The organism is Saccharothrix obliqua (assembly GCF_019375475.1).
GTDB classification, from domain to species: Bacteria; Actinomycetota; Actinomycetes; order Mycobacteriales; family Pseudonocardiaceae; genus Actinosynnema; species Actinosynnema obliqua.
Genome location: NZ_JAHXGQ010000010.1, coordinates 150,700 through 177,394 on the forward strand (window position 1 = coordinate 150,700; position 26,695 = coordinate 177,394).

Here is a 26,695-nt window from a genome sequence, read left to right on the forward strand (position 1 = left end):
CTCGCAGGACAAACCCCTGCTCGCCAACACTCTGCGCCAGCAGACACCCGGCCCCGCTGCGTGTCATCCCCGTATGGCCTGCGCGCCAGCGAACCGCGCTCGTTCCCAGGGCGCAAACACGCACTTCGTTTGCGCCCTGGGAACGAGGGTGGTTGTCTTGACCAGGCCATACGGGGATGACACGCAGCCCGCCCTTCACGTCATCCTTGGCGGTCTGCCCGTCCGGCGAGGACGCTTTTACCCCACCCCCCGACCTCACCGAGCCAACGCCTTCAAACACACCTCCAACCGCGCCCGAGCGTCCACGTCTTCCACAGCGGCCAACACCACGCGATAGTCCGCCGCCGCTTCCCCGAACCGCCCCACCGTCTCGAACAACACCCCCCGGTTGAACCGCACCTCCGGCCCGTCCGCCAACGCCACCGCGCGGTCGAGGTCCGCCAGCGCCCCACCGACGTCCCCGGCGTCGAACCGCACCTGCCCCCGCAACGCCCACGCCGGACCGAACTCCGGGTCCACGCGCAACGCCGCGGACAGCGCTTCCCCGGCGCGACGCGGTTCTCCTCCCTCCGCCAACAACCGCGCCCGAACGCACAACAGGTGCACGTTGTCCGGCGACATCGCCAGCCCGTCCCGCACGTCTTCCCACGCGCCGTGCGTATCGCCCACCTCGCACCGCAACGACGCGCGGTTCACGACCGCCGCCAGGTGACCAGGAGCCAGCTCCAGCACCCGGTCGAACGCGGCCAGCGCCCGCCGCACGTCGCCCAGCTCCAACCACGCGTCGGCCAGGTTGTAGTGCACTTCGGGGAAGGGCGGCGACAACGGCAGCACGCGCGAGAACGCGGCGATCGCGTCCTCCTCCCGCCCCAACTGCCGCAGCAGCACGCCCATGTGGAAGTGGTGCTCGAAGAACTCGGGCTCCACCTCCGCGTTGGCGGTGTGCTCGGCCAGCGCTTCAACCAACCTCCCGGCCTTCTCCAGCACCAGGCCCCGGTTGAGGCGCAGCACGGACCTCAGCAGCCGGCGTTCCTCCCGGTGCCGCGCGGGGAGGTCCGTCCTCTCCCCCACTTCGCCCAACGCCTCTTCGACCAACCGCAGGGCCTCGTCCACCCGGCCGTCACGCAGTTCGACCAACGCCATCCCGTTTCGCGCGAACACCGAGTGGAACGCGCACTCCTCCGGGTCGTCCAGCTCGTCCGCGAGCACCACCGCCCGGCGCATGTGGTCGCGTGCCAGTGCGTCGTCCGCCGCGTCCCGGACGTGCAGCATCGCCGTCCCGTAGGCGACGCCGAGGCGCTGCCGGGCTCCGGTGACCACCTTCTCCGCTTCCGCGTACAGGGCGGCGGCCTCCGCGCCGCGACCCACCACGGCCAGCGACGAGGCCGCGGCTTCGGTGAAGTGCCACCACTCCTCCTCGGCCGACCCGCCTCGCTCGACGACTTCCTTGCCGAGCAACGCCAGTTCCGCCGCCGCGTGGTAGAGGCCGACCTTCCGGCAGTGCCCCAGCGCGTGCTTCACCGCGCGGACGGCGGCGACCGGGTTGCCTCCCCGCACCGCGTGGAACGGGATCGCGCCCAGCGCCAACGACTGCTCGCCCAGCGCGTACAGCTCGGCACACCGCGCGTCGTGCCGTCGTGCGCGTTCCTCTTCGCCCAGGAGCGCGTACGAGGCGATCACCGATTCCACGTCGGCGGTGCCGTCGGAGGTCACGTACTCGACCCCGGCGCACCTCCCGGCGCACTCGCCGACAACGGTCCGCGCGAAGGCCGGCAGCGCGGCGGCCAACGACTCCTCGACTTCACCGGGCGGGTCCGCCACCGGCTCCGGTCCCGTGCCGACCACCACCGTCAGCCCGGGTATGTCGTGCCGCCGCAGCAGGACCGCGAGGAGTTCCCGGTCGGTCGGGTCGGCGTGGTGCACGTTGTCCACGTATAAGGCGCGAGGGCCGCCGTCCGGGATCAGCGCGAGGTACGCGCGCAGGAAGTCCGCGATGCCGTTGGCGATGTTCCGGGTGTGCAGGCGCGGGTAGTACCGCACGCGCCGCTCGTCGGCGACCGCCCACTCCAGGGTGGCCCACGCGGTCGGCACGGACACCGCCAGCTCCGGCGCGGCGGTGGCCAGTTCGGCGTTGTGCCGGACCGCCAGCTCCGGGTCGCGGGTGAACGCGTCGTCCGCGACGGCCCGCAACACCGCTCCGGCCGCCGTGTAGGGGCCGCGCAACAGCCGATGCGCGTCGACGGCCGCCAGCAGCGGCGGCAGGTCGAGCTGCCCCAGCAGACGTCGCCGGTCGGCCGCGTGCGGCGCGCGCAGCCACAGGTGGTCCCCCATGCCGGGTCAGCCGGCCAGTACCGGGACCGGCCGCGCGCCGGCGGCCAACCGCACGGGACCGGACACCCTGATCCGGATCTTCTTCATCTTCGGCGGCACGGTGACCTCCACGGAAAGGGGAAGCGGAGTTCCCGACTTTAGTGCGCGAAATCGGGAAAGGCAGCTCCGGGTCGCCCGTCCGAGCCCGATCCATAAGCACCAGGAATTAGTCCGAATGCCGCAGCGCGTGGCCGGGAAGTCGAGTCCGCGCGCCCGCGCGGGCGAGGGCGGGGATCAAGAAGGGCTATCGCTCGCGGCCCGTTGGCGCAGGTTCCGCGCCGAGGCGGGTGCGGGTGAGGTAGGGCACAGCCCCGCGGACCACCCCACGACCCCGACGCCGCTCCGGCCGGAAGACCGTTTCCGCCCAGGTAGGATTTCGTGCGTGCAAATCGATCCGTCCGAGATGGAGATCGCCCTGCGAGTGCTCGCCCAGGCGGAGGAACTGCCCACCGAGCACCCGGACGTCGTAGCCATCCGCCGGGCCACGTCGAGCATCTACAAGTCGGTGCGCAAGCGCCGCAAGGCGGCCCGGCGCGAGGCCGTCACGACCGCCGACCGCGCCGTGATCGAGGCCACCGCGACCGGTTCGCCGACGCGGGTCGACGACGAGACGCGGGGAATCCTGCTCAAGGAGCCGGAACCCGGCGCCGTCGCGGGCACGCTGCTGCGTGCCCGGTCGTGCTACACGTGCAAGCGCCGGTACACCGAGGTCGACGCGTTCTACCACCAGCTCTGCCCGGCGTGCGCGGCGTTGAACCGGGCCAAGCGGGACGCGTCCACCGACCTCTCCGGCAAGCGCGCGCTGCTCACCGGCGGGCGCGCCAAGATCGGCATGTACATCGCGCTCCGCCTGCTCCGCGACGGCGCGCACACCACGATCACCACCCGGTTCCCGCACGACGCGGTGCGCCGCTTCGCGTCGATGCCGGACAGCGCCGATTGGCTGCACCGGTTGCGCGTGGTGGGCATCGATTTGCGCGACCCCGGACAGGTCGTGCGGCTCGCCGACTCGGTGGCCGCCGCCGGCCCGCTCGACATCCTGATCAACAACGCCGCGCAGACGGTGCGCCGTTCGCCCGGCTCCTACGCGCCGCTGGTGGCCGCCGAGAGCGCGCCGCTGCCGTCGGGTCCGCTGCCCGAGCTGGTGACCTTCGGGCACACCGTCGCGGAGCACCCGGCCGCTCTCACCGGGGTGGGTTTCGCCGACGGGATGCCGGACGTGACGGCGCTCGCCCTCACCGCCGGTTCGGGTGTGATCGACGCGGGCGGGCTGGTGCCCGACGAGGCCGCGGTGAACAGCTGGGTGCAGCGGGTCGAGGAGGTCGACCCGGTGGAGCTGCTGGAGGTGCAGCTGTGCAACAGCACCGCGCCGTTCATCCTGATCTCGCGGCTGCGGCCGGCGATGGCCGCCGCTCCCGCGCGCCGCAAGTACGTGGTGAACGTCTCCGCGATGGAGGGCCAGTTCAGCCGCGCCTACAAGGGTCCCGGCCACCCGCACACCAACATGGCCAAGGCCGCGTTGAACATGCTCACGCGGACCAGCGCGCAGGAGATGCTGGAGACCGACGGCATCCTGATGACCGCCGTGGACACCGGTTGGATCACCGACGAGCGCCCTCACCCCACCAAGCAGCGACTCGCCGCGGAGGGCTTCCACGCGCCGCTCGACCTGGTCGACGGGGCCGCGCGGGTGTACGACCCGATCGTGCGCGGTGAGCAGGGCGAGGACTTGTACGGCTGCTTCCTCAAGGACTACTCGCCCTCTTCTTGGTAGTCGGGCCGAGCGGGCCGGGCAGGACAGGACTGGGCGAGGCCGCCGGGCGGGGCCAAGCCGGGTCGGGCGGAGCGAGCCGGGCGGCGTGGGCGAGCCAGTCGGATCGGGCGAGGCGGGGTCGGGTGCCGTAGGACGAGCCAGCCGGGTCGGGCGAGGCGGAGCGGTCGGGGCCCGACCGAACCCAGGCCGAACCAGGCCGAGCAGAGCCACCGCGAGCCCGATCGGCCCACCCCGAACCCGAAACCCGAACCCCCCGTGACCCCGCCCTCGCCGGGAAGCGGCAACCGCGCTGCGCCATCCGGGTGCGGCGGTTAACGAACCGCGTCACGTGTGCGACTCTCCGTCGGTAGGCTGGTCCGATCACCGGTCGTGGGGGTGGGTGTGGTGCGCGAGCGATCGCGGCGGGTCGCATGACCACGCCTCGTCGTCCGATGAACCCGTTCCCCCTCCCCGGCTGGGAGAGCACGCCGATGCGCCCGCTGCGGCCGTGGGAGCGCAAGACCCACCGCGACTACTACGTGGACGTGGACGGCGCCGAGAGCGCGTTCCAGGAGTTCCAGCAGGAGGTCGGCGACCTCGGCGGCGTGCTGGAGGACGGCCGCCTGGTGCTCGTCACCGGCGAGTCGGGCTGCGGGAAGACGGCCCTGGTGAACCGCTGCGCCGACTGGGCGGCGGGACGGCTGCGGCAACGCGGGATGCGTGGCGTGGTGGCCGACCTCACCGGGTGCCTGCCGGAGGACGAGGAGCTGTCGATCCACGAGCGCATCGTGGAGGTCTGCGACCAGTTGTTCGACAAGCTGGTGGACGCGGAAGCGTTGCGCCCGACCGCCGCCGAGGCGTTGCGCGGCGACCGGGACAACCCGCAGCGGATCTTCCCGCGGCTCGGCCAGGCGCTCGCCGAGGACGTGGTGCTGCTGGTGCTGCTGCCGTCGCCGAACGAGCTGCTGGACGAGGTGATCCGCTACGCGCGGCAGTTGCGCAGCCCCCGCGTGCTGTTCTTCGCGGAGTCGGCGTTCTTCGACGCGGACGACATCGCGGAACTGGTGCGGCGCCTGGAGGCGTGGGTGCCGCCGATCACGCTGCTGGTGGGAAAACTGCACGACGGCGATCCGGAGCGGTTCGCGGTGGACCGGCTCGCGCGCCACACCGAAGTGGGAATTTATCCACGACTGAGTGATCAGGCGGTCGAATTGCTGAGTCGAATCTGTCAATCGGTCGCCATGCTGCAAAGAATCCTCCACGGCACGTACGAGCGGAAGCTCGCGGCGGGCTTAAGCTACACCGAAGCCGACCAGGTGACGGTGGACGACATCCGGGCGTACCTCAACGGACTGGGGATGCAGTCATGAGCGGCAGCGAACAACTACCGCCCCCGCGGACGAACCCGTTCTCGCCGATGGCGGTCGCGCTGATCATCGACGACGACTCCGACGCGGCGGACGTCACCGTGGCCACCGACGCGAGCAGGCAGGCGGTCTCGCACCTCGACGCCTACCTCTCCGCCCCGCCCGGCACGGGTTCGGTGGTGGCCGTGCTCGGCGACTACGGCACCGGCAAGACGCACCTCGCGGTCCGGTTGGTGCGGCACGCCCGCAAGGCCCTGGACGACCCGTCGCGCGCGATGTACCTGGAGGCGACGGCGGAGAGCTTCGTCGAGCTGTACCGGCGGTTCATGCGGCGGCTGGGTCGCGAGGGCGTGCGGGCGCACGTCAGCGACTACTACGCGGACATCGTCGCCGAGTCGCTGGAGAGCACCGGTCTCACCGCCGACACCCTGGAGTGGCTCGGCACCCGCGGCCTGGAGCCCCGGGAGGTGGTGGAGCGGCTCGGGCTGATGGAGAGCGCGCTGCTCCGCAAGGTCCAGGACACGTTGCGCCAGATCACCAACAACAAGGACTTCGGCACCGCGCTGACGTTGTTGCTGCGCCCCGGTTTCGAGCACCCCGTGTGGTCGTGGTTGCTCGGTGGCGCGCCGGACCAGGTGCTGGTGGAGCGCGGTATCACCACGCCGATCGACACCGAGGTGGCCGCGCTGGAGGCGATGGGCGTGTTCGCCCTGCTGTTCGGCGGGCGGCAGCGGCGGTTCGTGCTGGCCGTGGACGAGCTGGACAAGATCTTCCGCGCGGACAGCAGGCCGCAGGCCGGGACCATGGCGGCGTTCCAGACGATGCTGGAGGTGTTCGCGAAGGCCGGCGCGTGCCTGGTGCTGTGCGGGTTGCCGGAGTTCCGGTCGGTGCTCTCGCCCGCCGTCCGGCAGCGCATCCCCTACACGGTGACCATGTCCGGGCTCGGCCACGCGCAGGTGCGCGAGTTCGTGCTGCGTGCCCAGCAGGCGGCCACGGGCGTGGCCGCGCTCGCCCCGTTCACCCCGGAGACCGTCCGCTACCTGCGGGACGTGGCGGGCGGCAACACCCGCAACGTGGTCCGGTTGTGCCACCGGGTGTTCCGCCTGGTGGACGACCGGGCGCGGGACACCGGCGACCCCGGCGTGACGGCGACCGACGAGATGGTGCGGCAGGCGGCGCGCGACCTGTTCGGCTCGCTCAGCGCGGACGACCTGGACGGCGTGGTGCGGCGGCTGCTGGACGCGAACGGCTGGGAGTACCGGCGGCTGCACCTGCTGGGTCCCGGCGAGGAGTCGATGGCGGACTACTGGGTGACGTTCCCGGAGCGCGCGGGCGGGTGCGCCGTGCTGATCACGGGTTCGCTGCTGGACAACGCGGACCTGGCGGCCGTGATGCGGCGGGTGTCCGCGGTGCGGGAGGCCGAGTCCGACGCGGAGGTCGTGCTGCTGGTGAACGGCGCGCTGACCGACGGCGTGGCCATCCAGTTGCGGGAACCGCTGGGCGGCGAGCCGCTGGTGTACGCGGAGCGGACGTTCGCCGACGACTTCAAGGCGGTGGTCGGCGCGAGCGGCAGGCGGCTCGCGGACGACGCGCCGCGCGACCCGCTGGCCGCGCTGCGGCAGCGGATGGACCAGCTCTCCCGGCAGCAGTCGAGCATCTACGGTTTCATCGAGCAGCTGGCGGAGCACGTGGACGGCGTGCGCACGTCGGCGGACCGGCAGTTCGGCGCGATCGGCAGGCAGCTCTCCCTGCTGATCGGTTCCGCGCCGGCGCGGGCGGCGGCGGACCACCGGCTGCCCGGCGAGGTGGAGCGGCTGTTCCGGGACGCGCTGGACGCGCTGGAGGGCCTGGTCCAGGTCGACATGATGCTGGACGAGGCGTTCGACTTCGCGCCCGCGCCGACGCAGGAGGCGGTGCACCGGCGGCTGCGCACGCCCGAGTTCACCGACGCCGCCGCGAAGGCGATCCTGATCCAGAAGACGGTGCTCGCGTTCCGCGGCGCGATCGCCGAGTGGTACCGGGGCGACGGCGAGGCGGAGGAGGCGGAGGACCGGCTGGAGGAGCTGTGCCGGATCTACGACGACATCGTGGAGTTCCTGCCGCTGTTCGACCTCGACCCGCTGTTCGGCCTGCCGCCGTGGAGCGGGCGGGCCGGTGGGCTGGTCGCGGACGTGGGGCAGCCGGCTCGCCGCAACCGGGTGCACGAGGCGCTGCGCAACCTCAGCCCGCGGGTGCGGCGTGCCGTGCTCAGCTCGTCGCACACGGCTTGACGGGTCAACGCGCCGGGGAAACCCGGTTCCCAGCACGCCGACCCCGGCCAGGCCCCACGCGAACCACCCCGTCGCGGAGCCCGGTGCGCCACGCCGCGCACCAAGCCCACGGCAATCCGAGGATCAAGCCGATCCGAGGCTCACCACAAGATCACAACGCCCCCCGAAGCCGCTCCGCGAGCGCCGACATCCGCCCGTCCGCCTCACCGACGCGGGACTGGTCGATCGTCACACCCACCACGTACTCGCCGGCGGCCAGCCGGTAGTAGTAGATCGCCCCCATCTCCACGTCGAGCACCGCCCGCACCAGCAACCCGCCGACCGCCGGCCGCACGGCCCGGTTCAGCCGCGTCGCCAGCTCACCCAGTTCCCGCGCGAACCCGTGGTAGAACCGCCGCCGCGCCTCGACCGCGATCTGCTTGAAGAACGGCCCGAGCGCCGGGTCCGCGAGCCGGTCCACCAGGGTCCGCACCTCACCGCCCGCGACGTGCGCCACCAGGTGGAGGTCGCGGTCCTGGAGGGCGTCCAGGCACACGTCCAGCGCGTCGCCCGCCACCGCCACGTGCGGTGTCACGTCGACCCGCGCGGGCAGCGGCACGACGCCGCCGAAGGTCTCCCAGCCACCCGGGTTGAGCGAGCCGAGGCTGAGTTCGGCACGCAGCGCGGTGGCCAGCTCGGCGACCGCCCGGTCCGCGGCGTCCACCGCCGGGTGGCCGAACAGCGGTCCCGGGTCGGCGTGGTCCAGCACCAGGCCCACGACGTGCTCGGTGGGCACCACCGAGTCGCAGAACAACGCGCCCTCCTCGGTGTGCAGCACGGTCCGGATCAGGCGGCCGGTGCGTGCCTCCTGCAACACCCGGTCCAGCGCGGTGACCTGGAACGCCAGGTGCCTGCCCAGCCGCTTCAGCTCGTCGCGCCGGGTGCCGCCGGGCAACGCGCCCGGTGGTGGCGGCGGGTCGCCCAGCACGTCCACGCCGAAGTCGAACACCCCGCTGCTGTAGTGCGCGAGGTGGTGCAGGGCGCTGCTCTTCGCGATGGCCGAGCGGCAGGCGTGCCTGGTCGTGTCGAACTCGGGGCCCAGGTGCTCGGCCTCCTCCTCGTACAGCTCCACGCCGATCCTCTCTCGCTCGGGTCGGGCCTCAGGTGTGCGGGATGTCGACATCGCACTCCAGCCAGCCGTGGTCCGCCGGGTGCGCCGCGAGACGCAGGTTGTGCGCGGCCACCTCCGTGTGCGGGTGGTCGGGACCGAGGAACTCGACGCAGTCCGCATGCGCTTCGGCGATCAGCTGGGCGGCGAGGTCCACCTGGCCCGCCGCGGCACGCACCCGCGCCTCGTCCACGGCCGCCGCCAGCGTCCACGGGTGCGTGTCGCCGAGCCGGTCGCGCAGCGCTTCCGCCGCCGCCGACACGTGCTCCACCGCACCCGCGTGGTCGTCCGCGGCACGCAGCGCCAGCCCGAGCCCCAGCCGGCACAGGGCGAGGAACGGGTGGTCGTCGCGGATGCCCTCCAGGCGCCGGAAACCGGCCAGCGCGTCCCGCGCCAGCTCGACCGCCAGGTCCGGGTCGCCGCCGACCCGCCGGTGGTCGGCGGAGAAGCTCAACGCGCAGCCCAGCGTGTACGGGTGGTCGGGGCCGATCACCTCGCGGTAGTCCCGCAACGCCTTGCCGGTCCGCTCCTTCGCCGCACCGGCACGACCCGCCAGGCGCAACGCGATGGCGTAGTTCCAGCGCACGCCGATCTGCGTCTGGTTGAGTTCCGGGCGCAGGCTCTGGAGCTTCTGCGACGCCTCCAGCAACGCGTCCAGCGCCTCCGGGTAGCGGCCCAGCTCACGCAGGTACAGGCCGATCTGGGCGAGCGTCGCCCAGGTGAACTCGTCGCGCTCACCGAACAACCGCCTGCGCCGCGCGAAGTTGTCCTCCTCCAGCGCCAGCGCGCCCGCCGCGTCACCGGACAGGAACGTCGACGACGCCAGGTTGTTCGCCGCGCGCCGGGTGTCCGGGTGGTCGTCGCCCAGCACCTCGCGCAGGTTGCTCCACGTCGCCTGGTCCTCCACCAGCGCCTCGGTGAACAACCCGAGCCCACGCAGGTCGCCGCCCCGGCCGCGGGCCGTGATCAACGCCTGCGGGTGGGTGAGGTCGAGGGCGCGCCGCTGCCGCGCGAGCGCCAGGTCGTCCAGCCGCAACGCCTCGGCGGGCTCGCCGAGCACGCGGTGCACGTTCGCGAGCTGCGCCGCCAACCGGTTGCGCAGCGGGTCGTCCGGGCCGAACCGGCGGGTCCACGAGTCCAGCAGCTCGCGACCCGGTTCCAGCGCGGCCCGCCGCACACCCGCGCCGCCGTCGGTGAACAGGAACCGCACCTGGTTGACCAGCCAGCGGCGCACCCGCGGGTCGTCGGCGCGCACCGCGCCGGACGGGAACACGTGCCGTTGCAGCTCCTGGAACCGGGCGCGGCGGGTCGGCGACTTGTCCTCCACCTCGGTGGGCGCGAACGCGGCGAGCGCGGCCAGCACGTCCGCCCGCCTGGCCTCCCGCTCGGCGGGCGCCATCGCGCCGCGCAGCGCGCGTTGCACGACCCGGTGCAGCCGCAGCGAATACTCGTCGCCCCAGTCGACCCGGAACAGGCCGTGCCGCGCGCCGGTCCACAGCACGCGGTCCACCTCGCCGGCGTCCAGCGCGATCGGTTCGGCGTCCACGCCGCCCACCGCGACCAACCGGTCCAGGAACGCGGGCGAGCGCACCAGGCCGAGCGCGACGCCCTCCGGGGACAGGAACGCGCACAGCCGCGCGAGCAGCACCGCGACCCGACCGGTCGCGCTCTCCCGCAGCGAGCCGGTCACCACCGCCACCACGCGGTCGACGTCGCCGTGCCCGCGCCGACCGGCACGTCCGTCCACTTCGGACACGTCGGTCCGGGCGAGGCGGTCGAAGAACGTGCGCACCGCCCACCCGGCGGCGTCCGCGGCGGACGACCCCGCGCCCCGCTCCGCCCGCGACGTCTCCGCCAGCCACGACCCCGCCAGGTCCAGCGCCAGCGGCAGCCCGCGCACCTCCGCCGCGACCCGCCGCGCGTCGTCCGCGCCCAGGCCCGGCACCCGGTCCAGCAGCAGCGCGGTGCTGTCCGCCGCGTCCATCGGCGTCAGCTCCACCGCGGGCGCCGCGGCCGTGTTCGACGTGATCAGCACGTGACCGGTCGTGCCGGGCGGCAGCAGGTCGGCGATCGCGTCGAGGTCGTCCGCGTTGTCGTAGACGAGCAGGAAGCGGGCGAACGCCGGGTCGTTCGCGAGCCGGTCCAGCGCGGTCAGCGAGCCGAAGTCCGTGGAACCCGGCAGCCGCAACCGCACCGCCAGCTCGGACAGGCCGAGCTGCACCGACTGCCGGTCCTGCGCCGACAACCACCACACCGCGTCGTAGTCGGCGGAGAACCGGTAGGCGTACTCCAGCGCCAGTTCGCTCTTGCCCACGCCGGGTTCGCCGTTCAGCGTGACCACGGCGCGTTCGTCGCCCGCGTCGACGAACTCGTCGCGCAACGCCTCCACGTCCGCGTCCCGCCCGACGAACGCGCGGTGCCGCGGCGGCAGGCGGAACACCACCGGGTCGGTGCCGGGTAACCGCATCGGCGCGTCGTGCGCCGTGCCCGGTCGGTCGATCAACCCGAAGTGGCCGAGCAGCTTCGCGCTCAACGTGCCCGGCAGGTGGGCGTGCACCGCCAACGCGCCGGTGGTCTCCTCCGCGTCCGGGGCGAGCAGCAGGCGCAGCACCTCCGCGGGCGCACCCCGCCGGTGCGCCACCTCCACCGGCGCGGCACGCGGGTGCGGCGACACCAGCACCACGACGCCGTCCACGTCCCGGACGGCGTCCCGGACCGCGCCCGACGAGAGGGTCACCTGCGCGCCCGCGCGTTCCAGTTGGCCACGCACCCAATCCGCCCAGGCCCGGTCCGGCGCGGCGTACACGACGGCGATCCGGTCCGCGTCGGCCGACGACGCCAGGCCGAACACCCGGCGGTAGCGGGCACGCAGGACCGCGGGCACCGGCACGCACTCGGTGACCGCGCCGCCGCTGACCGCGCTCGCCAGCCGCCCGTACGGCGCCTCCAGCGCGTCGCCGCCCGGCTCTTCGGCGAGGATCGCCAACAACGGGTCGAACGCGTCGAACGGCCGGTACGGCAGCTCGACCGTGCCGCCGTCGGGCACCCGCTTCGCCTGTCCCGCCAGCAGTTCCGCGAACGCGGTGCGGATCTGCGACCGGATGCGCTGCGCGCGGGACTGCTCGGCGTCGTCGAACAACGTCGCGACCGGCACCACGTCGATCCGGATCGGCGCGCGGCGGCGCACCTGGGTCGCCAGGTCGGCCGCGTCCGCGATCGCCCGCGGTCGCGGGCGGAAGCACACCACGACCAGTTCGCACAGCGTGGCGATCAGCGTCAGCGACTCCTCCGCCGCACCGGTCGGCGCGTCGATCAGCACGTCGTCGTACGCGGACTCGGCGAACCTGGCGCGCAGTTCGGCGATCGCGCCCGCGTCGCCGTGCCGCGACTCGGGCAGCGGCCGGCCCGCCGAATCCGTCGGCGTCGGCGCCACCACGTCGATGTGGCCGCGCGCGCCGGGCAGCGGCGGCGCGAACCGCTCCGCCACCGGCGGCCGACCCTCCTCGCCGGACGGGTCCGCGTGGTAAGCGGCGAGCAGCGCACGGCCCAGCGGGTCCGGCAACGCCTCGCGGGACACCAGGAACGGTTCCAGGTACTCGCGCACCTGCGGCACCTCGGAACCCCAGTCCACCACGAGCACGCGCCTGCCCGCGCTCGCCAGCACCCACGCCAGGTTCGCCACCGCACTCGTGCGCCCGGTGCCGCCGGTCGCTGACAGGAACGCCGTGACGCCGGTGTGGCCCTGGCTCGCGCTCATCGGCTGCTCCAGCGGGGATTCGGGGTTCAGCACTTTCCTCGGCTCGGTCGCTCGGTCACGGCAGTCACCGCGGTCACCGTGGTCACAAAGAACTCTCGAACGCCGCGAACCTGTTCGGCAGCTCGGCGTTCTCGGCGAGGATGCGGTGCAGTGCCGCGCGCAACGCCGTGTCGGGCAGTTCGGCCAACCGGGCGAGGTCCAGACCCGTGACGTCCAGGAGTTCCGACTCCAGCCCGGCGGCCGGCACCTGGTCCCACTCGAAGTCCACGCCCAGGACCGGTTCTTCCGCCATCCCGACTCACCCCCTCACCGCAAACCTGCGGGTTGGTCCGCAGTGCGCCACACCCCATCCTAGTGCGCGGCAACGAGGAATGCGGCGAATCCTCCGATCGGCGGAAGTAGTGACGGGTCCGATGTGTTTGGTTTGGTTCGGGGGCCGATCGAACGGGGGGCCGGATGGAAGCTCGGCCGTTCCACCAGTTCGTGGTGAAGGCGCACAGCCGCTGCAACCTCGCCTGCGACTACTGCTACGTCTACGAACTCGCCGACCGGGGCTGGCGCGATCGACCCCGGTCGATGTCGCCCGCCGTCGTGCGGCACACCGCCGAACGGGTGGCGAGGCACGTCCGCACCCACGCCCTGACCGAGGTGGAAGTGGTGCTGCACGGCGGGGAACCGCTGCTGATCGGACCGGCGGCGCTGGAGTCGCTGGTGCGGGTGTTCCGCGCCGCGGTGCCCGCCCGCGTCCGGTTCTCCGTGCAGACCAACGGAACCCTGCTCGACCGGCCGATGCTGGAACTGCTGCGCGCGCTGGGCGTCCGGGTCGGCGTGAGCGTCGACGGCTCGCCGGAGAGCCACGACCGGCACCGCGTCCGACCCGACGGCACGGGCAGTTGGGACGCGGTCCGCACCGCGCTGCACCTGCTCGCCGACGAGTTCCGCCCGGTGTACGGCGGCCTGCTGTGCGTGGTCGACGTGCGGGACGACCCGGTCCGAACCTATGAATCCCTGCGTGAATTCACACCGCCCGTGGTGGATTTCCTGCTACCGCACGGGAACTGGTCGGCACCGCCGCCGGGACGCGTTCCCGGCGCACCCGAAGCGCCCTACGGTGAATGGCTCGTCGAGTTGTTCGAGCACTGGTACGTCGCGCCGGAAACACGCGTCCGGCTGTTCGAGGAGTTGTTGAACGTGGTGTTGGGCGGCCGATCCGGGTTGGAAGGCGTGGGATTGACGCCGAGCGCGCAGATAGTGGTGGAAACGGACGGTTCGCTTTCGGTGTCGGACATCCTCGCGTCGTCGTCACCGCGTGCCGCGCGCACCGGGCTGCACGTGCTGCGCGACGACTTCGACCGGGCGGCCGTGCTGCCGGCCGTGCTGGCGGAGCGCGCGGGCCTGGCCGGGTTGAGCGCGACGTGCCGGAAGTGCCCGGTGGTCGCGGTGTGCGGCGGCGGCCTGCGGGCGCACCGGTTCGACGGCAGCGGTTTCGACCGGCCCTCGGTGTACTGCCCGGACCTGTTCCGGCTGACCACCCACATGCGGGAGCGCGTGGCCGCCGACCTGGCGGCGCTGGCGTGACCGCTCCCCCGTGGCGCCTGTCCGCGCGGGACTTCGCCGCGCTGGCGCGGGGCGGTGGTGGTCCGGGCGCGTTGCGCGCGCTGCGCCTGGCGCGGCGGAGCCGGACGTCGCTGCTGGTCCGGATGATCGCCGCCGCACCGCCCGCCCGGCCCGCGTACCGGTTGCTGGTGGACGCCGACCGCGCCGACCCGGCGGCCGTGGCGCGGGTGTTGGACTACCCGTCGGTCGGCGCGTGGGCCACACGCACCGCGTTGGCCATGCGTCACGGCGAACCGGCGCGGCCGGAGGATTTGGCGTTCGTCGCCGCCGCGGCGGCGGTGCGTGCCGGGGTGCCGGTGGCGGTCGACCTGCCCGACGTGCCGGTGGTGGCGTTGCCGTCGTTGGGCGTGGTGAGCCCGGCGGGCTTGCGGGGCCTGCCCGAGGTGGCGTTGGGGCCGCGTGCCGTGGCGCTGGACCTGTGGGCCGGTGGTGGCGTGCCCGACGGGTTGTCCGTCGCCACCGACGCCGACCCGCACCAGTGGCGTGCCGCGATGGCCGCGGCGTGGGATGAACTCGGGGCGCAACCCGAGGTGGCGCGGGAGGTCGCGGACCTGGTGTCGACGATCACCCCGATGCCGCCCGGTCCGGCGGGCACCACCAGCGCCACCGTCGCGGACGCGTTCGGGTGCGTGTTCCTGTCGCTCGCGCCCGATCCCGAGACGCTGGCCGTGACCCTCGCCCACGAGACGCAGCACACGAAGCTCGTGGCGTTGATGGACCTGTTCCCGCTGCTCGAACCCGACACGCGGGCGGTGTACTACGCCCCGTGGCGCGAAGACCCCCGACCGCTGGCCGGGTTGCTGCACGGGACGTACGCGCATCTCGGGGTCGCGGGTTTCTGGCGTGCCCGGCGCGGGATGCGCGCGCAGACCGAGTTCGCGCGGTGGCGGGCGGCGGCGTTGACGGCCGCGTCGACGTTGCTCGGGAGCGGCAAGTTGACGCGGGTCGGGGTGGGGTTCGTGACCGGGATCGCCGGGGTGTTGCGGGAGTGGAACGCCGAGCCGGTGCACCCGGAGGCGTTGGCGCGCGCGGAGGCGGAGGCGGTGGCGCACCGGGAGAGGTGGGAGGCGCGGGTCGGGGGGTGAGCGCAGGGTCGGTCGTCTTACCCGCGCCGCGCACGTCCCACCCGCTCCGCCTCGCCCGCTCCACCTCACCGGTCCCCCCGCTCCGCCCCGCCGATCCCGCCCGCACCGCCCGCTCGCCAACACCACCGCTCCGCCGCGCTCGCCCCCTCCGCTCCGCCAACACCACCGCTCCGCCGCACTCGCCCCCTCCGCCCCGCCGATCCCGCCCGCACTGCCCGCTCCGCCCGCCTGTCCATCCCGCCAGCACCGCCCGCTCCGCCCCGCCAACACCGCGCTCCGCCGCGCTCGCCCCCTCGCCCCCTCGGCCCCGCCAGCACCGCCCGCTCCGCCTCGCTTGCCCGCGCCGCTCCGCCGCGGGCACCGCGCCGTCCCGCCCGCACCGCGCCCCGACCCGCGCCGCACCCCCAGGTCGCGCTCTGGCCGCCCCGACGCGCCTGCGCCTCCACCCTCCGAGCCACGCCCCCGCCGAGCCACGCCTTCACTCCTGGGCCGCGCTCTGGCCCCGATGCACCCGCGTCCCCGACCTCGCGTCCTGGCCCCGACCCGCGGCGGCGCCGCGCCGTGCCCCCGACCCGTGCCGCACCCCGACGCGCTTGTGCCCCAGCCCGCGTCTTGGCCTGCGAGGCGGGCGCGGCGCACCAGCGCGGCGGGCGGGGCGGGCGGGGCGGGCGGAGCAGCGCGGCGGGCGGGCGAGGCGGTGGGGCGCGGGCGAGGCGAGGCGGGGCGGCGGCGCGGGCGGGGCGGCGCGGAGCGGGCGGGCGGGCTGAGCGGGCGGGCTGAGCGGAGCGGGCGGGCTGAGCGGAGCGGGCGGGCGGGCGGAGCGGGCGGGCGGGCGGAGCGGAGCGGGCGGGCGGGCGGAGCGGGCGGGCGGAGCGGAGCGGGCGGGCGGGCGGAGCGGAGCGGGCGGGCGGGCGGAGCGGAGCGGGCGGGCGGGCGGAGCGGAGCGGGCGGGCGGGCGGAGCGGAGCGGGCGGGCGGGCGGAGCGGAGCGGAGCGGGCGGGCGGGCGGGCTGAGCGGGCGGGCGGGCGGGCTGAGCGGGCGGGCGGGCGGCGCGGGCGGGCGGGGCGCAGAGCGGGCGGCGCGGGCGGGCGGCGCGGAGTGAGAGACGGAAAGCCAACACGCCGTCCCCCCTGCGTGGTTTCCGAGCGGGAGCCGGAGATACTGCCGCCCATGCTCAGCCCCGACGGCCGTCTGGTCCACTCCCCGGCGGACCTGGTGGATTTGCTCGAGTGCGAGCACCGCAGCGCACTCGTCCGGGCGCTGGCCGCGGGTGTGCCCGGCGCGCCCGTGCCGGACGCCCCGCAGGACCTCCTGGCCGCCCGCCACGGCCTCGCCCACGAGCGCGCGGTGCTGGACGACTTCCGAGCACGCTTCGACGTCGTGGAGATCCCGCAACCCCCACCGGTGCACGAAGCGCTCGAACGGGCGGCGGCGGAGACGTGGCGTGCGATCGAGACCGGCGCGGACGTGATCTACCAGGGCGTGTTCTACGCCGACGGCTTCCACGGCCGGGCGGACTTCCTGGTCCGCACCGAACGCGGCTACGAACCGCACGACGCGAAACTGGCCCGCCACGCGACCCCGTCGGCGGTGGTGCAGCTCACCGCGTACGCGAACGCCCTGGGCACGCACGCCGGACCGGAGATGCACCTGGTGCTGGGCGACGGCGGCGTCAAGACGTTCCGCGTGGCCGACTTCCTGCCCCTGGTGCGCAACCTCCAGGAACGCCTGCGCGAGCGGGAAGGCGTGGCACCGGTCCTGCCCGCCCGGCTGTGGGACGACGAACGGCCGGCGTGCGCGACCTGCCGGTTCGCCAAGCGGTGCGCGGAGGGCCGGGAACGGGACCGCGACCTGTCGCTGGTCGCGGGCATCCGCGCCGACCAGCGCCGGAAGCTCGTCGCGGCGGGCCTGGGCACGATCGACGCGCTCGCCAACGCCGCCCGCGAGGACCGGCCGCCGACCATGTCCGGCACGACCTTCACGGGCCTGCGGGCCCAGGCCGCGCTCCAGGTCATCCAGGACGACTCGCGCACGCCGGACGACCCCGTCGGCAAGGTCGCCTACGAGGTGATCGCCCCGGAGGCGCTGGCCGAACTGCCCCCGCCCAGCGCGGGCGACCTGTTCTTCGACATGGAGGGCGACCCGTTCGCCCTCGCCGGCGAAGGGCTGGAGTACCTGTTCGGCGTGGTGACGCCGGAAGAGGAGTTCACGCCGTTCTGGGCGCACACCCGCCCGCAGGAGAAAGTGGCGTTCGAGCGGTTCGTGGACTTCGTGACGCGGCGGCTGGAAGAACACCCCGACGCGCACGTCTACCACTACGCGCCGTACGAGACGAACGCGCTGAAGAGGTTGGCCGCGCTGCACGGGACGCGTGAGGAGGAGGTCGACCACCTGCTGCGGTCGGGCGCCCTGGTGGACCTGTACGCGGTGGTGCGCAAGGCGTTGCGGGTCTCGCAGCGGTCCTACTCGATCAAGTACCTGGAACCGCTCTACATGCCGTCGAAGCGGGACGGCGACGTGACCACCGCGGTGTCGAGCATCGAGGCGTACGAGGACTACCTCACGCTGGTCGAGGTCGAAGACCACGCACGCGCGGAGGAAGTCCTCACCGGGATCGCGGAGTACAACGCCTACGACTGCGTGTCGACGCGGCGGCTGCACCGGTTCCTGCTGGAGGTCCGCGCGGAAGCCGGGATCGAGCCGCACGTCGCCGAACCGTCCTTTTCGGACGAGATCGAGGACGAGCTGGCCGCGCAACGGCGGGCGGAGCGCGCGGAGAGGATCGCGGCGGTGGTGGACCCGCTGCTGGCCGGGCTGCCGGACAACCCGGCCGACTTCACGCCGGACGAGAGGGCACGCGCGTTGCTCGCGGCGGCGGTCGGGTACCACCGGCGCGAGACGAACCCCGCGTGGTGGGACTACTTCCGGCAGGTCGCCGCGCCGGTGTCCGAGCTGGAGTCGGACAACGCCTGCGCGGTGCCGGTCTCGGTGCACGCGGAGGACTGGGCGATGCCCTCCGGGCGGGTCCGGAAGGCCAAGCGCGTGGTGCGCGTGCGGTGCGACCCGGAACGGCCCCACCCGTTCGCGGCCAAGGAGCAGGTCCGCCTGCTCTACCCGGGCACGCCGAACTACACCCGGGACGCGGTGGTGCGGGAGGAGTCGGCCGAGGACATCGTCCTGGAGGAGAGCGCGTCGCCGGACGAAATCCGAGGGGACCGGCCGCTGGCGGTGCTGCCGGGCAGCCCGGTGCGGCCGTCGCCCAAGGACGAAGCCGTGTACGAGCTGGCGCGGTCGGTCGTGGACGCGTTGCCGGACCTGCCCGAGTGCGCGGGTGTCGACCTGGTGCGCCGGGCCGCGCCACGCGTGGGCGGTTCCCTGCCGCGCACCGGGGACGTGATCGCGGACGTCGTGGCGGCGGTGGACCGGCTGCGCGGCTCCGCGCTGGCCGTGCAGGGACCGCCCGGCGCGGGGAAGACGTACCTGGCGGGTCGCCTGATCGCGCACCTGGTGCGGAGCGGGCGCAGCGTCGGGGTGACGTCCAACAGCCACAAGGCCGTGGAGAACGTGTTGAGCGCGGCGCTGGCGGCCGGGCGGGCGGAGGGCGTGCCGATCCCGACGGCGAAGCGGCCCAAGGGCGCACCGGTGAAGGACTGCGCCTGGGAGCAGCCGCGGGACAACCCGGCGCTGGTGCGGTGGCGTGCCGACCAGGGCACGGGTTGCCTGGTCGGCGGAACGGCGTGGACGTTCGCCAACGCCGCCATGCGCGAGCAGCCGTTCGACGTGCTGATCGTGGACGAGGCCGGGCAGTTCGCGTTGGCCGACGCGCTGGCGGTGTCCACCTGCGCCCGGAACCTGGTGCTGCTCGGCGACCCGCAGCAGTTGCCGCAGGTCGTGCAGGGCACCCACCCCGCCGGAGCGGACGCCTCCGCGCTCGGCCACCTCATCGGCGACGCCGACGTGATCCCCGCCGAACTGGGCTACTTCCTGGACCAGACGCGTCGGATGCACCCGGACGTGTGCGAACCGGTGTCCCGGCTGTCGTACGCGGGGTTGCTCCACGCCCACCCGAGCACCGCTGAGCGTGGCGTCGCCGGGCTGGCCTCCGGGTTGTACGTGCGGGAGGTCGAGCACCGGCACAACACGACGAGTTCGGTCGAGGAAGCCGCGGCGGTGGTGGAGGTCGTGCGGTCGCTGATGGGTCGGATGTGGGTGGACGGTGTTGACGCCCGCCCGTTGGACGATGGCGACGTGCTGGTCGTCGCGCCGTACAACATGCAGGTCCGAACGGTGCGGCGGGCGCTGGAACAAGCCGGGTACCCGCACGTGCGAGTCGGCACGGTGGACCGGTTCCAGGGGCAGGAAGCACCGGTGGTGGTCACGACGATGACCTCCTCGGCCGCTGTGGACCTGCCGAGGGGCCTGGACTTCCTGTTGTCGCGCAACAGGTTGAACGTGGCGCTGTCCCGTGCGCAGGGTGTCGCGGTGGTGGTGTGCTCACCGAGACTGGTCGAAGCGGACATTCGCGGCGTGGACCAGTTGCGCCTGGTGTCCGGGATGATCGGCCTGACCCGCCAGGCGCGTAAATGGCCCATCGACGGCATCTATGGGCAAGACCTATGACGCCATCCGGCCATCTGCTCTTAATGTCAATCAGCGCGAGAACCTTCCCCCCTGCACTGAAGGAGATCGTGTGACCGGAAAGTTGCTGCGCCTCGTCACCGGGGTGCTGTTCACCTCCCTCGCCCTCGTGGGCGCCAACCTGACCAGCACCGCATCGGCGGCGCCCGCCGCTCCGTCGGCGCTGGCCAGGACCGTGTACTACAGCGCCTCCGGGTATTCGGCGGAAGCCGACCAGGCCGCGCAGATCTGGAACTCCAGGGTGCCCAACCTGCGGCTCGTCCGCGGGGGCAACGCCACCATCCGGATCGCCGCGACCAACGGCGGCGGTTCCCGGGCCTATCCCTGCGGGCTCGGGTGCGCCACGATCTACATCGACAACCGGGACGTCTCGGCGGGTAACTACGCGCTGCGGATCGTGGCCCACGAGATCGGGCACGGCCTGGGGCTGCCCGACACGTACAACGGCATCTGCTCCTACCTGATGTCGGGCGGCAGCGCGGGTACGTCCTGCCGCAACGTGAACCCCAACGCCCAGGAGGCGAACCGGGTGAACCAGCTCTTCGCGGGCGGGTTCCAGTCTCTCGCGGGCACGCCTGACGTGTACGTGAAGGGCTGAGTTCGCGAGGCGTCGGTTGGGTTTCGGGGGTTCTGGCCCGCGGAATCCCGCCGATTCGGGACGGGAGTGGCGACCTGAGCACGGCGGCCGGGGTCGCTGCTCCTGTTTCGGGGATATGTGGTTGGAGTTGTGTGTTTTTGTGGTGAGACGCCGGGCGGGGGTGTTCCCTCGTCCGGCGTTGTTTATGCCGAGGGGTAAAAGCGTCCTCGCCGGACGGGCAGACCGCCAAGGATGACGATCAAGTGCGGGCTGCGTGTCATCCCCGTATGGCCTGGTCAAGACAACCACCCTCGTTCCCAGGGCGCAAACGAAGAGCGTGTTTGCGCCCTGGGAACGAGCGCGGTTCGCTGGCGCGCAGGCCATACGGGGATGACACGCAGCGGGCAGGGGTGTGTGGCTTCGCCACTCGCTGTATGTGGACGGCACGTCCGGCTGGGTCTAGTCCCGTCGGGGCCTGGCGGTTGCGCGGCCTGGCCCATCTAGCGGCCTGGTCCGATCGGCCACCTTCGCCGGTCGTGTCTACCCACTTGTGGTGCTGCGTGTTCGAACCTGCTGGGTGCGCGGTTCCTGGTGCCCGGTCAGGTGGTGCGCGGTTCCTGGTGCCCGGTCAGGTGGTGCCCGGTCAGGTGGTGCCCGGTCAGGTGGTGCCCGGTCAGGTTTTGGGGAGGCCCGGGGGGTTGATCTCCGACTTCTCGACCGCCTCGTTCGCCAGGCCCCAGCGGTCCAGGACTTGGGCGTACTGGCCGTTCTTGATGAGGTGGTTGAGGGCTTCCGCCACGGGTTCGATCAGGCCGCTGCCCTTCTTGGCGGTTGCCGCGATCTTGCCTTGGATCTCGCCGCCGCCGGAGATGGTGCCGATCACCTCGGTCTTGCCCGAGGTTGCCGCGTGGTAAGCGGAGACCGGGTTCGGCCCGACGTAGGCGTCGATGCGCCCGGATTCCAGTGCCAGGTAGTAGTCCGAAGCCTGCTGGAAGTATTTGATGTCCGTGGCCGGTAGGCCGTCCAGTTCGTTCAGCCTGTTCCACTCCACCAGGATGCGTTCCTGGTTCGTGCCGGAGCCTACCGCGATGGTCTTGCCGGCTACGTCCTGACGTTTGGTGATCCGCCAGTTGCCGCCCGCCTGGGCCTCGAAGGCCAGGGTGTCCAGGCGGTACGTCGCGAAGTCGTACTTCTCCTTGCGCGCCTCGGTGACGGTGATGTTCGACAGACCGATCGGGTAAGCGCCGCTGTCCAAGCTGATGAAGAGGTTCTCCCACGAGGTGACCTCCAGCTGCGGCTCCAGGCCGAGCACGCCGGCCACCAGCACCGCGAGGTCGGTCTCCACCCCGATGATGGTCTTGTCGTCACTGGCGTAGAAGCGCAGCGGCGGGGCGGTGGTGGACGAACCGCCCACGACCAGCTTCCCGGTGGCGCGGACGGCTGCCGGCACCTTCGCCGCGATCGCGTCGACCTTCTCCGCGGTGATCCGGTTCTGCTCGGGACTGAGGTTGACGGTCTTGCCGCCGGCCACGACCTTGTCCTCGGTCACCGCGCCGTCGGCGCCCCCGCACGCGGACAGCGCCAGGGCCGCCGCCGCGACGAGACCGGTTATCTTCCAAGCGGACAACGGTATTCCTCTCAGAGCACTTTGGACAGGAACGCGCGAGTGCGCGGGTGTTGCGGGTCTTCGAGCACCTGGCTCGGCGGCCCCTGTTCGACCACGACGCCGCCGTCCAGGAAGACGACGGTGTCCGCCACCTCACGGGCGAACCCGACCTCGTGCGTCACCACGACCATCGTGGTCCCGCTGCGGGCGAGGTCCTTGATCACGTCCAGGACCTCGCCCACCAGTTCGGGGTCGAGGGCGGACGTCGGTTCGTCGAACAGCAGAACCTTGGGTCGCAGGGCCAAAGCGCGGGCGATGGCCACGCGTTGCTGCTGCCCACCGGACAGGTGGCGCGGGTAGGCGTCCTCCCGGTCCGCCAGGCCGACGCGGGAGAGGAGGGCACGCGCATCGGCCCTGGCTTCCGCCACGGGCCTGCGCTGCGCCGAAACCGGGGCCTCCACCACGTTCTCCAGCACCGTCAGGTGCGGGAAGAGGTTGAAGTTCTGGAACACGAACCCGATGTGCGTGCGCTGCTTGAGGATTTCTCGCTCGCGCAGCTCGTACAGCTTGTCACCGGACCGCCGGTAGCCGACCAGTTCGCCGTCGATGCTGACGTAACCCCGGTCGACCTTCTCCAGGTGGTTGATCGTGCGGAGCAGCGTCGACTTCCCCGAACCGGACGGCCCCAGCACGACCACCACTTCGCCCGCGTGGACCTCCAGGTCCACGCCCCGCAGCACCTCGGTCGAGCCGAAGCTCTTGTGGATACCGCGCAGGTCCACCATCACCTCGCCCACTTCCAACCCCCCTTGTCCCGAGTCGCGCCCTTGGCGTAGTGCTTTTCCACGTAGAACTGGACGATCGACAGGAGGGTCGTCAGCACGATGTACCAGATGGTGGCGACCATGAGGAGCGCGACGACGCGTGCATTGCGCCCGTACACCACCTGCACCTGGTAGAACAGCTCGCCGATGGCGACGACCGAAACGATGGACGTGCCTTTGAAGAGGCTGATGACCTCGTTCGCCGCATTCGGCAGGATCGAGCGCATCGCCTGCGGCAGGATGATCCGGCGGAACTGGCGCCCCTTCGGCAGGCCGAGCGCCGCGGCGGCTTCCAGTTGGCCGTGGTCCACCGAGATGATGCCCGACCGCACGATCTCCGCCGCGTACGCCGCCTGGTGCAACCCGAGCCCGAGCACCGCCGCGCCCATGGGGCTGATCAGGTCCTTGGTCTCGAAACCGAAGAACGACGGGCCGAACGGGATGCCGACCTCGAGTTCCTGGTAGAGGTAGGCGATGTTGAACCAGAACAGCAACTGCACGATCAGCGGGATGGACCGGAACGCCCAGATGTAGGTCCACGCCACCCCGGACAGGAACCTGCTGCGGGACAAGCGCATCAGCGCCAGCACGATGCCCAGCAGGAACCCGATCGCCGTGCCGTAAAGGGTCAGCTCCAACGTCACGCCCACGGCGCGCAGGATCGACTGCGCGGTGAAGTATTGCGCGAACGTCGGCCAGTCCCAGCCCGGGTTGGTGATCAGCCCGTTGACGAACTGGGCGACCAGGACGAGTACGACGATCACCCCCACCCAGCGCCAGGGGTGGCGGGCGGGCACGACTTTCAGCTTCGAGAGGTCGTCGTCCGGGGCGCGCAGGCGAGGTTGTGCGGACACACTCATGTGGAGTCCTTCGGTCTGGAGAGCGCAGCAGAGAGCACGGCGGGAGCACGGCGAAGAGCACGGCGAAGAGCGCAGCAGCGATAGCAGTACCGAGAGCAGCAGCGAGAGCAGCGGAGAAGGGGTGTACTGGAGTGGTTCTACCGGAGCGGTCGCATTCGGAATGGTCGGGTGGGAACGGTCGGGTGCGGACTTTGTTGACGGGTGGTTGCGGGGCGTTGATTCACACGACTGGCGGCAAGTTAGCCACTTCGCCGACCGGGGAACAAGAGTGCCCACCTGCTGAAACCACCGGTGTCGACCGGTTGACAAGACCCCCTGTTCACCCGAATCGGGTAGCGCCCGATGTGAACATCTCGTGACCTTGCCCCGGGAATGCGCCCCTGATTGCCTTTCGACCAGGTCCGACAGTTTATTTCAGTGCTTTGTGGATAGTGCTGGGACGGCTGTGGGCGGAGGGTCTTTGGCCGGTTTTCGGCTCGCCGCTGGGCCGTTGGTGTGGCCGTGTCCCGGTCGGTCGGGCACGCGGAGTGCGGATCGGCCGGTGACGCGCGAAGGCCGGTGCCGGCGCCGGTGTCCACGGACACCGGCGCCGGCACCGGCCTTCGGGTGGATCAGTTCACCTTCGGTGGATCAGGCGGTGGCGAGGGCGGGGTAGTCGGTGTAGCCGCGTTCGTCGCCGCCGTAGTAGGAAGCCCGGTCCGGGGTGTTGTAGGGGCCGTTGGTCTTCAGGCGTCGCGGCAGGTCCGGGTTCGCCAGGAAAAGCGCGCCGTACGCGATGGCGTCGGCCGTGCCGTCCGCGATCAGGTCCAGTTCTTCCGCACCGGTCAGGCGGTCCGGGGTGTGGGGGTTGAGGATCAGCGTGGAGCCGAAGCGCTCGCGCAGCTCGCGCGTGAGGTCGCGCTCGCGCTCGGCGACGTGCAGGTACGCCAGGCCGAGCGGGTCGAGGGCGTCCACCAGGGCCGGGTAGACGTCGCGGTGGTCGTCCTCGCGGATGTCGTTGTAGCGGGTCCCGGGCGAGATGCGGTAGCCCACGCGGTGGCCGCCGATCGCCTCGGCCACGGCCGTCGCCACGGCGACCGGGAACCGGATGCGGTTCGCCACCGAACCGCCCCACCGGTCCGTGCGCAGGTTGGTGTTGGACGCGAGGAACTGGTGCAGCAGGTAACCGTTGGCGCCGTGCAGTTCCACGCCGTCGAAGCCCGCCGCGACCGCGTTGCGCGCGCCGGTGGCGAAATCCTCGGCGGTGGTTTCCAACTCGGCCTCGGAAAGTGCGCGCGGCGTCACGTGGTCCGCCATCCTGTCGCCCGTGAAGATCTGCCCCGCCGCGGGAACCGCGGACGCGCCCACCGGGTGCAGGTCACCCGGCAGCAGGTCCGGGTGGCTGATCCGGCCGGAGTGCATGAGCTGCGCGAAGATCCGCCCGCCGCGCGCGTGCACCGCGTCGGTGACCCGCCGCCAGGCGGCGATCTGCTCCGCCGAGTACAGGCCCGGCGTGTTCGGGTAGCCCTGGCCCACCGGGGACGGCTGCACGCCCTCGGTGATGATCAGGCCGGCGGACGCGCGCTGCGCGTAATACTCGGCCATCGCCGGCGTCGGGACCGTGCCGTAGGCGCGGTTGCGGGTCATTGGGGCCATCACCACTCGGTTGGCCAGACGCGTGCCGGCCAGATCCAGCGGGTCGAAGGCGGTGGTCATCGGGTCCTCCCAGGGGTACTCGGTCAGTTACCTGTTCGAACAGGTAAGTGTGGCCGGGTGTTCCCACGGTGATCGGCCTCACGGTTGGTACGGCCGTACAATTACCCCTTATGGCTGCTCGAACAGGTACTCAGTCGCTGCCCGCCACCGCGTCGTCGGGTCCGATCAGCCACGCCATCTTCCGCATCGCCCGGATGCACCGGATGCTCGCCGGGCGGATGCTGCGCGAGGCCGGGCTGCACCCCGGTCAGGAGCTGGTGATGATGCAGCTCTGGGACTGCGGGCCGCAGCGGCAGTCCGACCTGGTCGAGCTGCTCGACTCGGACTCGGCGACCATCACGCGCACCGTGCAGCGGTTGGAGCGGGCCGGGTTCGTGCGGCGCGCGCCCGACCCGACCGACGGGCGGGCCACCCTCGTCACGCCCACCGCGGCGAGCCAGGCGTTGCGCGACCAGGTGTGCCGGATCTGGGAGGAGTTGGAGGAGGCCACCACCGGCGGGTGCGGCGAGGCGCGGCGGGAGGGGCTGCTGCGCTCGCTGGAGACGTTGGAGCGCAACCTCGTCGAGCGGCTGGCGCGCGACTCAGCGGACGCCTGACCCGACCAGCGGGGCCGGCACGCGGGCGGCGGTGGCCAGTCCGACGGCCGCGGCGAGGACGGCCCCCGGTTCGACCACGCGGTCGACCAGGCCGGTGCGCAGCGCCTCGTCGGCGGGCACGCGCCGGCCGCGCAGGACGCCCGTGCCGGTGACCGCGACGATGTCGCAGCCGGCCGCGAGCACGCGGTGGCGGCACGCCATGACCAGTTCCGCCATGTCACCGAACGCGCTGCCGCCGATCGCCGCCACCACGGGCGCGGGGAACGCGACCAGCTCGTCACGCAGGGCGCGCAGCCGCCGGACGTGGGCACGCCGCTCGGCCGGAGCCGTCAGCACCTGGGCCTTGAAGTGGGCGGTCGGGTGCGGTGAGCGGGGACAACCGTGCAGGACGAGGCCGTCGACACCCGTCAGGAGCGGCAGCGCGGCACGCGTTCCGGCCACCGCGTCGATCATGGGCTGGGCCAACCGGATGACGGCGACACCACCGGACACCTCTACTGTGACAGCCATCAGTTGCCCATCGTGGCGACTTT

The 26,695-nt window shown here is 72.5% G+C and carries 17 protein-coding genes; 8 read left to right on the plus strand and 9 right to left on the minus strand.

The annotated features are described in order from the left end of the window. Positions 1-255 precede the first annotated feature (255 nt). Positions 256-2,331 (minus strand): tetratricopeptide repeat protein, encoded by a 2,076-nt coding sequence (locus KZQ38_RS27955; protein ID WP_219446010.1) that lies wholly within the window; start codon positions 2,329-2,331, stop codon positions 256-258. 421 nt (positions 2,332-2,752) lie between these two features. Here KZQ38_RS27955 and KZQ38_RS27960 point away from each other — a divergent pair, with 421 nt between their 5' ends. From KZQ38_RS27960 to KZQ38_RS27970, 3 genes are all read left to right on the plus strand, one after another. Continuing rightward, positions 2,753-4,144, plus strand: a complete 1,392-nt coding sequence (locus KZQ38_RS27960; protein ID WP_308258629.1) for an SDR family NAD(P)-dependent oxidoreductase — start codon at positions 2,753-2,755, stop codon at positions 4,142-4,144. Between the two features lie 431 nt (positions 4,145-4,575). Further along, complete coding sequence (locus KZQ38_RS27965) at positions 4,576-5,493, plus strand: ATP-binding protein (RefSeq protein WP_219446011.1); 918 nt, start codon at positions 4,576-4,578, stop codon at positions 5,491-5,493. Then, a complete protein-coding gene (locus KZQ38_RS27970; protein ID WP_219446013.1) occupies positions 5,490-7,760 on the plus strand; it encodes a hypothetical protein in 2,271 nt (756 codons plus the stop codon). Before KZQ38_RS27965 ends, KZQ38_RS27970 begins: the two co-directional genes overlap by 4 nt. A gap of 151 nt (positions 7,761-7,911) precedes the next feature. On the opposite strand, the gene KZQ38_RS27975 is transcribed toward KZQ38_RS27970, so the two are convergent. The 3 genes from KZQ38_RS27975 to fxsA all read right to left on the minus strand — a co-directional run bounded on the left by KZQ38_RS27975 (position 7,912) and on the right by fxsA (position 12,956). Continuing rightward, on the minus strand, positions 7,912-8,871 hold the full coding sequence (locus KZQ38_RS27975) for a hypothetical protein (protein ID WP_219446015.1): 960 nt from the start codon (positions 8,869-8,871) through the stop codon (positions 7,912-7,914). A gap of 28 nt (positions 8,872-8,899) precedes the next feature. Then, positions 8,900-12,664 (minus strand): FxSxx-COOH system tetratricopeptide repeat protein, encoded by a 3,765-nt coding sequence (gene fxsT / locus KZQ38_RS27980; RefSeq protein ID WP_219446017.1) that lies wholly within the window; start codon positions 12,662-12,664, stop codon positions 8,900-8,902. A gap of 82 nt (positions 12,665-12,746) precedes the next feature. Then, the gene (gene fxsA, locus KZQ38_RS27985) at positions 12,747-12,956 is read right to left on the minus strand and encodes an FxSxx-COOH cyclophane-containing RiPP peptide (RefSeq protein ID WP_219446024.1); all 210 of its coding nucleotides are present in this window, start codon (positions 12,954-12,956) and stop codon (positions 12,747-12,749) included. Between the two features lie 164 nt (positions 12,957-13,120). Here fxsA and KZQ38_RS27990 point away from each other — a divergent pair, with 164 nt between their 5' ends. The 4 genes from KZQ38_RS27990 (at position 13,121) to KZQ38_RS28005 (ending at position 20,602) form a co-directional block, all read left to right on the plus strand. Continuing rightward, a complete protein-coding gene (locus KZQ38_RS27990) occupies positions 13,121-14,242 on the plus strand; it encodes an FxsB family cyclophane-forming radical SAM/SPASM peptide maturase (RefSeq protein WP_219446025.1) in 1,122 nt (373 codons plus the stop codon). Continuing rightward, positions 14,239-15,366, plus strand: coding sequence for an aKG-HExxH-type peptide beta-hydroxylase (locus KZQ38_RS37285; protein ID WP_219446027.1), 1,128 nt, complete (start codon positions 14,239-14,241; stop codon positions 15,364-15,366). The genes KZQ38_RS27990 and KZQ38_RS37285 overlap by 4 nt, the downstream gene beginning before the upstream one ends. Positions 15,367-16,536: 1,170 nt before the next feature. Then, the gene (locus tag KZQ38_RS28000; RefSeq protein ID WP_219446028.1) at positions 16,537-19,986 is read left to right on the plus strand and encodes a TM0106 family RecB-like putative nuclease; all 3,450 of its coding nucleotides are present in this window, start codon (positions 16,537-16,539) and stop codon (positions 19,984-19,986) included. Positions 19,987-20,056: 70 nt separating this feature from the next. Then, positions 20,057-20,602 (plus strand): snapalysin family zinc-dependent metalloprotease, encoded by a 546-nt coding sequence (locus KZQ38_RS28005; protein WP_219446029.1) that lies wholly within the window; start codon positions 20,057-20,059, stop codon positions 20,600-20,602. 652 nt (positions 20,603-21,254) lie between these two features. Here the strand turns inward: KZQ38_RS28005 and KZQ38_RS28010 are convergent. The 4 genes from KZQ38_RS28010 to KZQ38_RS28025 all read right to left on the minus strand — a co-directional run bounded on the left by KZQ38_RS28010 (position 21,255) and on the right by KZQ38_RS28025 (position 25,566). Then, positions 21,255-22,208 carry an ABC transporter substrate-binding protein gene (locus KZQ38_RS28010; RefSeq protein WP_219446030.1) on the minus strand — a complete coding sequence of 318 codons (954 nt, stop codon included), beginning with the start codon at positions 22,206-22,208 and terminating at the stop codon, positions 21,255-21,257. Between the two features lie 11 nt (positions 22,209-22,219). Then, positions 22,220-22,972, minus strand: a complete 753-nt coding sequence (locus KZQ38_RS28015; RefSeq protein ID WP_219446255.1) for an amino acid ABC transporter ATP-binding protein — start codon at positions 22,970-22,972, stop codon at positions 22,220-22,222. Further along, a complete protein-coding gene (locus KZQ38_RS28020) occupies positions 22,972-23,871 on the minus strand; it encodes an amino acid ABC transporter permease (RefSeq protein WP_219446031.1) in 900 nt (299 codons plus the stop codon). The genes KZQ38_RS28015 and KZQ38_RS28020 overlap by 1 nt, the downstream gene beginning before the upstream one ends. A 630-nt stretch (positions 23,872-24,501) precedes the next feature. Beyond that, positions 24,502-25,566 carry an alkene reductase gene (locus KZQ38_RS28025; RefSeq protein ID WP_219446032.1) on the minus strand — a complete coding sequence of 355 codons (1,065 nt, stop codon included), beginning with the start codon at positions 25,564-25,566 and terminating at the stop codon, positions 24,502-24,504. Positions 25,567-25,676: 110 nt separating this feature from the next. Here KZQ38_RS28025 and KZQ38_RS28030 point away from each other — a divergent pair, with 110 nt between their 5' ends. Then, positions 25,677-26,162: a MarR family winged helix-turn-helix transcriptional regulator gene (locus tag KZQ38_RS28030; protein WP_219446033.1), complete on the plus strand. Its 486-nt coding sequence runs from the start codon at positions 25,677-25,679 to the stop codon at positions 26,160-26,162. Here the strand turns inward: KZQ38_RS28030 and KZQ38_RS28035 are convergent. Then, positions 26,148-26,672, minus strand: a complete 525-nt coding sequence (locus KZQ38_RS28035; RefSeq protein WP_219446034.1) for a Clp protease/crotonase-like domain-containing protein — start codon at positions 26,670-26,672, stop codon at positions 26,148-26,150. The two genes, KZQ38_RS28030 and KZQ38_RS28035, sit on opposite strands and share 15 nt — an antisense overlap. Positions 26,673-26,695 lie beyond the last annotated feature (23 nt).